Origin of the sequence: Chengkuizengella marina, from assembly GCF_009910845.1 — a bacterium.
GTDB classification, from domain to species: domain Bacteria; phylum Bacillota; class Bacilli; order Paenibacillales; family KCTC-33759; genus Chengkuizengella; species Chengkuizengella marina.
The window spans coordinates 1-6,618 of sequence record NZ_SIJB01000039.1 but is presented as its reverse complement, the minus strand read 5'-3'; the positions used below and the strand labels follow the sequence as shown (position 1 = coordinate 6,618).

Annotated in this window: 2 protein-coding genes; both read left to right on the top strand. The window is 33.7% G+C overall.

The annotated features are described in order from the left end of the window. A partial coding sequence (locus ERL59_RS17625; RefSeq protein ID WP_407925735.1) for a fibronectin type III domain-containing protein occupies positions 1 to 1,226 on the top strand: 1,226 nt, incomplete at its 5' end. Between the two features lie 44 nt (positions 1,227 to 1,270). Then, positions 1,271 to 6,618 (top strand): S8 family serine peptidase (locus ERL59_RS17620; protein WP_160647561.1); only part of this gene is annotated, 5,348 nt, incomplete at its 3' end.

The window sequence follows — 6,618 nt, the reverse complement described above, 5'->3', positions numbered from 1 at the left end:
GGACAAATCTAAAAACCCCTAATGTCTTACCACCTACTCACTTAAGGGTTAAATCAAACGAATCAATAGAAATATCTTGGGATGCAGCAGTTGGAACGGATAGCTATAATATAAAACGTTCAACTAGCACAGGAGGACCTTATGAATTAATTGCAAGTAACATCACCTCTACAAATTACTTAGATATGGATGTAACTAGTGGAACCACATACTATTATGTTGTCAGTTCTGTAAATAATGAAGGGGAAAGTGAAAACTCTGATGAAATAAGTGCTATCACAATCCCCATTACACCTTCAGGTTTAATACTAACAAAAGAGGGTACATCTGTTAAAATAAAATGGAATGACAGCATGGGAGCCGAATATTACACCATCAAACGTTCCGAGACGCCAAATGGACCATATGAAATCATTGCAAGTGATCTTACTGAAACTAGTTACATAGATGAAAATATAGTAAACGGAGCAACATATTATTATGTGGTTAGTGCCTTAAATAGTGTCGGAGAAAGTCAAAATTCCATTGAAACAAGTGTTGTCACTGTTCTATTACCTCCATCAGGGTTAATAGCAACCACAGGAGAAGAATCTGTTTATCTGAATTGGGATAAAAGCATGGATGCAGAAAGTTATATTATCAAACGTTCCGAAACGATAAGTGGACCATATATCACAATTGAAAGTGGATTTACATCAAATCAATATATAGATACCAATGTAACAATTGGAACCACTTATTATTATGTAGTCAGTGCAGTCAATAGGACTGGAGAAAGTGATCATTCAGAAGAAGTGAGTATTACCTCCACATTATATGTCCCCAATGTACCATCTGTTATTGTATCTGCTGGAGATGGCACTGTAAAAGTTGATTGGGATATCACTGAAAGAGCTAGTATTTATATTGTGAAGCGTTCAACAACTTCGGGTGGACCCTATACGGTTATAGCAAACGATTTAACAACAACGAGCTATATAGATCATGACGTTATAAATGGAACTACATATTTTTATGTTGTTTCTGCAATTAATATTTCTGGAGAAAGTGAACATTCAGTTGAAGTCATGACGACACCTGAGAATAACGGGTTATTCTTCGGGTCTTTTATCTATGAATATGATGATGAGGAGAGACTTACTTCCTTAACCCTTCCAGATGGACGAACAATACGTTATGAATATGACCAAAATGGTAATCTAAAAAGGACCTATGTTCAAGAATAAGTGATGTGATTTTAAAGTGATTTATATTTTAGGAGGTACCTAGTGTGAATTTTAATAAAATAGTTGTATTTATTTGTATTTTTACGATGTTGTTTTCAAATCTAGCATATGCAAATCCGAGTGAATTATTAGAAAATGATGAGGTAACTTCTTATTTAATAGGGTTAAATGAAGAAGTATCAGCAGATGGATTTAAAGAAAAGAAGCTTAAAGATAAAAAGGTCAAAAAAATAAAAACGAAAAAGAAAGACTTCATTGTGGCTGAGTTGACCCAATCAGAGTTACTAGATGTAGCCAGTGATGATGAAGTGTTATTTGTGGAAGAAAATGCTTTGGTAGAAGTTGCTTCTGTAGATAAGCATAAAAAGAAAGATGTAGACGAAAATAAACAGTTGATTCCTTGGGGAATTGAAGCTATTGGTAGTGATCTTGCTCATGAGAATAATTTCGAAGGTAAAAACGTCAATATTGCAATCTTAGATACAGGAATTGCTAACCATTCAGACTTAAAAGTAAAAGGTGGAGTTTCCTTTGTAGAAGGGCAATCTTTTGAAAAAGATGATCATGGACATGGTACCCATGTGGCAGGAACCGTAGCTGCTCTCAATAATAGTGAGGGGGTAGTTGGGGCAGCTCCTAAAGCTGATCTTTATGCCGTTAAAGTGCTTGATGAAGATGGAAATGGTTCTTACTCACAGGTTATTGAAGGGATTCAATGGGCAATAGATAACAAAATGAACATTATCTCTATGAGTTTTGGTTCATATGCTTATAGTCAAGCCCTTCATCAAGCCATTCAAGAAGCAACTGAAGAAGGAATATTAGTCATTGCTTCTGCTGGAAATGGCGGAGATGGAGAAACAATCACATACCCAGCACAATTTCCAGAAGTTATTTCAGTCGGTGCAGTAAATGATAACTTAGAGAGAGCAAGTTTTTCTAGTATTGGAGAAGAACTTGATTTAGTAGCACCTGGGATAGGGATATTAAGTACGGTAAATGATGAAGAATATGGGGAAATGACTGGAACATCTATGGCAGTTCCTCATGTGACTGGTGCTGCAGCATTGATTTGGTCAAACGATAAAAAGCTGACTTCTGAGCAAGTAAAAAATATTATTTATAGTTCAGCTACTCCATTAGGGGATAACCGTCAGTATGGATTTGGATTAATCAATGTAGTTAAGGCATTAGTTTTAGCGGAAAACGATGAAAACGTTGATGAAGAGATTACGGAATCAGAAGAAACTACGGAAGAACAACCTATAGATGACAACATTGATCTAGAAGACCCAACAGATATTGATTCTAAAAAAGAAACAAAAGGAATTCCTTCAAAAGAGAATATAACAATTCCTCAATTAAATGGAGATTTATTACTGATTGCTGCATATTTTGATCCATCATATATGGATCAGTTAGATGATGAAGATTTAATTCAATTCATTGAATTGGATACAGAACTAGTTAATACAAAAATTTCTGATTTGAACTTAGAAGATTATGAGTTATTAGAAGAATTACTTCCAACAGCTATTACTCAATATAGACTCGATTCAGACCGTGAAGCCTACATTGAAGAGTTACAAACATTTCAACAAAAGAAGTTAAATGTAAATAGAGTAGCTGATTTAAATGAAATGATGTCTACTACTGCTTTAGAAGAGTATACTTTTACTGAATTTAACAGCACCTATAATTATGATATAAAATCTGATCAATATGTTGATACATTGTACCGAACAGCAAATAGAAGTGTAGCAGATATTTATTTACCTGGAAAAAATGGTTTTGATTTTGTATTAAAAAGGCAATATAACTCTTTAGATAGTAAATTAATGAAGCCAGAATCAAGAAGGAGTGAAAACTATTCGATTCCATTTGATACTGAAGAAGTGAAAAATGGATTTATTGCTAATGGCTGGAGCTTAAACTTGCCTTATATGGAAATCGATCGCGATATTGAAGGTAAGATCGTTCATGATATTGATTATTTGACAACAGATACTGATGGTAAAAAAATATATGAAAGTAGTTATGTGTTTGATCCTGATGAACCCTCATTTAAAATGGTTTTCACAGTAGATGATGGTAGTTCATATGAGTTTCATTTAACCGATATTAATGGTTCTCCTAAGATGGAATTAATAGACTATCCATATGTAAATGAAGTGTCTCTAGAAGTAAGAGCAAATGGGTATAGGCAAAAATTCAATTTTGAGAATGGTCCTGATAATTATATCGATAATATGTTAGGTTTTGATATAGAGGTATATACATTAGGAATAGGAAACACCTTGTACGATTTTGATGATCAGGGTCGAATTATTCAGAAATATAGTCACATTAATAATATGATTGTAGACTATGAATACATTGATAATGACATCATCATTACAGATTCCCTTGATAGAACAGTCACGATTTATAGAGATGCTAATCTTGTTATCTCCAAAATGAAGGCTCAGGATAGTACAGGCAATATTCTTGAAGAGATTAATTATGAAACGACTAAAAGAACAAAAACAATTACTTATAAGGAAAGAACGAACGATGATCATCCTAATGATCTAACAACTGAAAGTATTTCCTACTGGCAACTTAACACAGTCAAAGATGGAAGTGGCAATGTATTAGAGTCATATGATTACTACGCGATAGATTCAAGTACAATGGCAGATTTTAACTTAATACTTCCTACGGATGGGTATGAATACTACTCTTCAAGTAGTGGTAGACCTTTGTGGAGAGATGAAAATGATGAATATGGTGAATGGTTAGCCTACTGGGGAGAAGATAGTGAAACATATGAACTCGCAGACATTTATGACGCACAACTGTATGATTTTGCAGAACTTCCTTATTTATTATTAAAAAATATAAATTTTAATAATGGAACTACTCTTCAGTTTGTATATGATAAATATAATCCTCTTTGGTCAGTTGAATATGATGGTTATGATGAGGTTGGCATTGCTGAAGAGCTTAGGAATACGACACGATTATTTTTAGATGAGTTTGGATTACAACATATTTCTTTCCATGCTGTGAATCGAGTGTTGTATTCATATGAAGAAGATACGCAATCAAAAGTGACTTATCAAACTTACTCTAATGAACATATAGACCATGGATATAACTTTAAGGAATATTGGAAGTTTGATCGATACGACAATGGTAGAATTCAAGGATATACTTCACGTTTTGGGGATAAACAAACAATCAAGTATGTTGATGAATCCACTGGAGAAACAACTTATTCTCATTATGGTAACAACGGAAAAAGATTTTTATTACAATTTCAATGGGTAAGAGATTTAAAAGATAGTGAATTGGTATTTTCAGAAGCTGGAAATTCATATTATTCTAACTCTGATGTAATAACGGCATATGAATATGACGATGATTTTTTCAGACCTTCAAAAATCCACCAATATTCTGATGAAATACCAGATTACTGGGATGTAATAGAACATAATGAGGACAGTCGTCATAAATTTTTATACCCTTTGATACACAAAAACATTCAATTTCCAGTACTTCCTACATCTTCTGAACAGATTAAGATGCAGACCCGTACTTTAGAATATGATACTTATGGACAAATAACAAAAGAAATAGATTCTTTAGGGAACGTAACAACGTATGAATATAATGATGATAATTTCCATCAAATTTCAAATTTAAAAGTAAATTCAGTAGATGGTCTGACAACTTATTTAAAGCAAATTAACTATAACGATTATATGCCAGATTTCACTACTGAAACGTACACTTATCAAGATCCATTCGAGCCATCGTTGCAGAAAACCGATATTTTTAAAACAGATGTTCAATATGATGGCAAAGAATTGTTAACTTCTATGGATATTTATGCCTCTGGAGATCAATTTGATGTGGAACAATTGATAACGGAGAAAGATTTTACGTACACTGATGATGCAAAGTTAAAAACTGAAACTACAAGCGTTACTCTTGAAGAAGATTTAAATCCGATATCTTTAACCATTCAGTATGATTATGATGAAGAAGGTAACTTAAGAGAAATCATCTATCCAGATACAAGTGAAGTCGAATATGATTATGACTATCTAAATCGTATTAAAACTTATCGTCAAGTACCATTTGGTGGAGACATTCGAACCACAACCGTAGACTATGTGAACGATGAAAGAAAAGTCACAGTGAATACACCTGATGGTGAGCAAATCGAGAGCTTTTATACTCCATTTGGTTTAAACGTCAAACAAGTAAGAACTGTAAATGAAGTATCTAGAGTGATGAATGAAATTGAATCTAGTGACGGTATCATCACAGATACAACCAAACCTTATGGAAATAGTGATTTAGGAACAAATTACACCTATGATAACTTAAACCGTGTCATGAGCATGGAGGATGCGGAAGGGAATATTACAAGATATTATTATGCAAATACCGTTCAAGGTGCGGATGGATATAGTACCCTTCAACAAACAACCAAAGTGGTTTATCCAAACGGTAAAGAAGAAATCTCCTACTATGATGTTAGTGGAAATCTTGTAAAGTTTGTTGAACGAGATATCAATGGAAATAAAGAAAGAATCACAACAAATCAATATTCATCTTTAGGTCAATTACTAGAGACAACTGTGACCTCTGAAGGAAAAACACAAACGAATCAATACGGTTATGATGGAAAAGGAAATCTAATCTTCTTAGAGGATGATCTTGGACAAACATACAAGTATGTATATAACCCACTAGGGCAAGTTGTGGAATATTATATCAATGACAAAACAGACCCTGAGGTTACGAAAACATATAATGAAGTCGGTTGGTTAATGACAGAAACCTCTCCATCTGGAGATCAAGAAACGTATAAGTATAATAACAAAGGTCTCATTGATACCTTTGTAGATAAAAATGGACAAACGTTTACGTATACGTATAGCCCATATAGCGAAATCGAACATATGACGGTGACAGACAATACGGGACAAGAAGTTTTATGGGAAGATTATACGTATGATCCAGCAACAAGATTACCAACAGAACTTTCCAATAGTGAAGGGCAAACCCTTTCCTATACGTATGATGAGTGGAAACGATTAAACACACAAGAAATAGCTGGGAACACCTATACCTTTAACTATGATGATTTTGATAGACTAGCAGCTTTAGTTTATCCTGATTTAAAACAAGTAGATTATACGCATGATAATTTAAGTCGTATCCAAACTGTTTCTTATGATGGTCAAACAATGGGAGACTATGACTATACCATTTCAACAGAAGGAACTTCTTTAGCTTTAAATTATGAATCTTTGTCTATGGGATTCCAAACAGACATCAATCCGTTTGGAGAACTGATCTCTCATGAACAAAAAGATACTGGAAGTATTACTTGGGC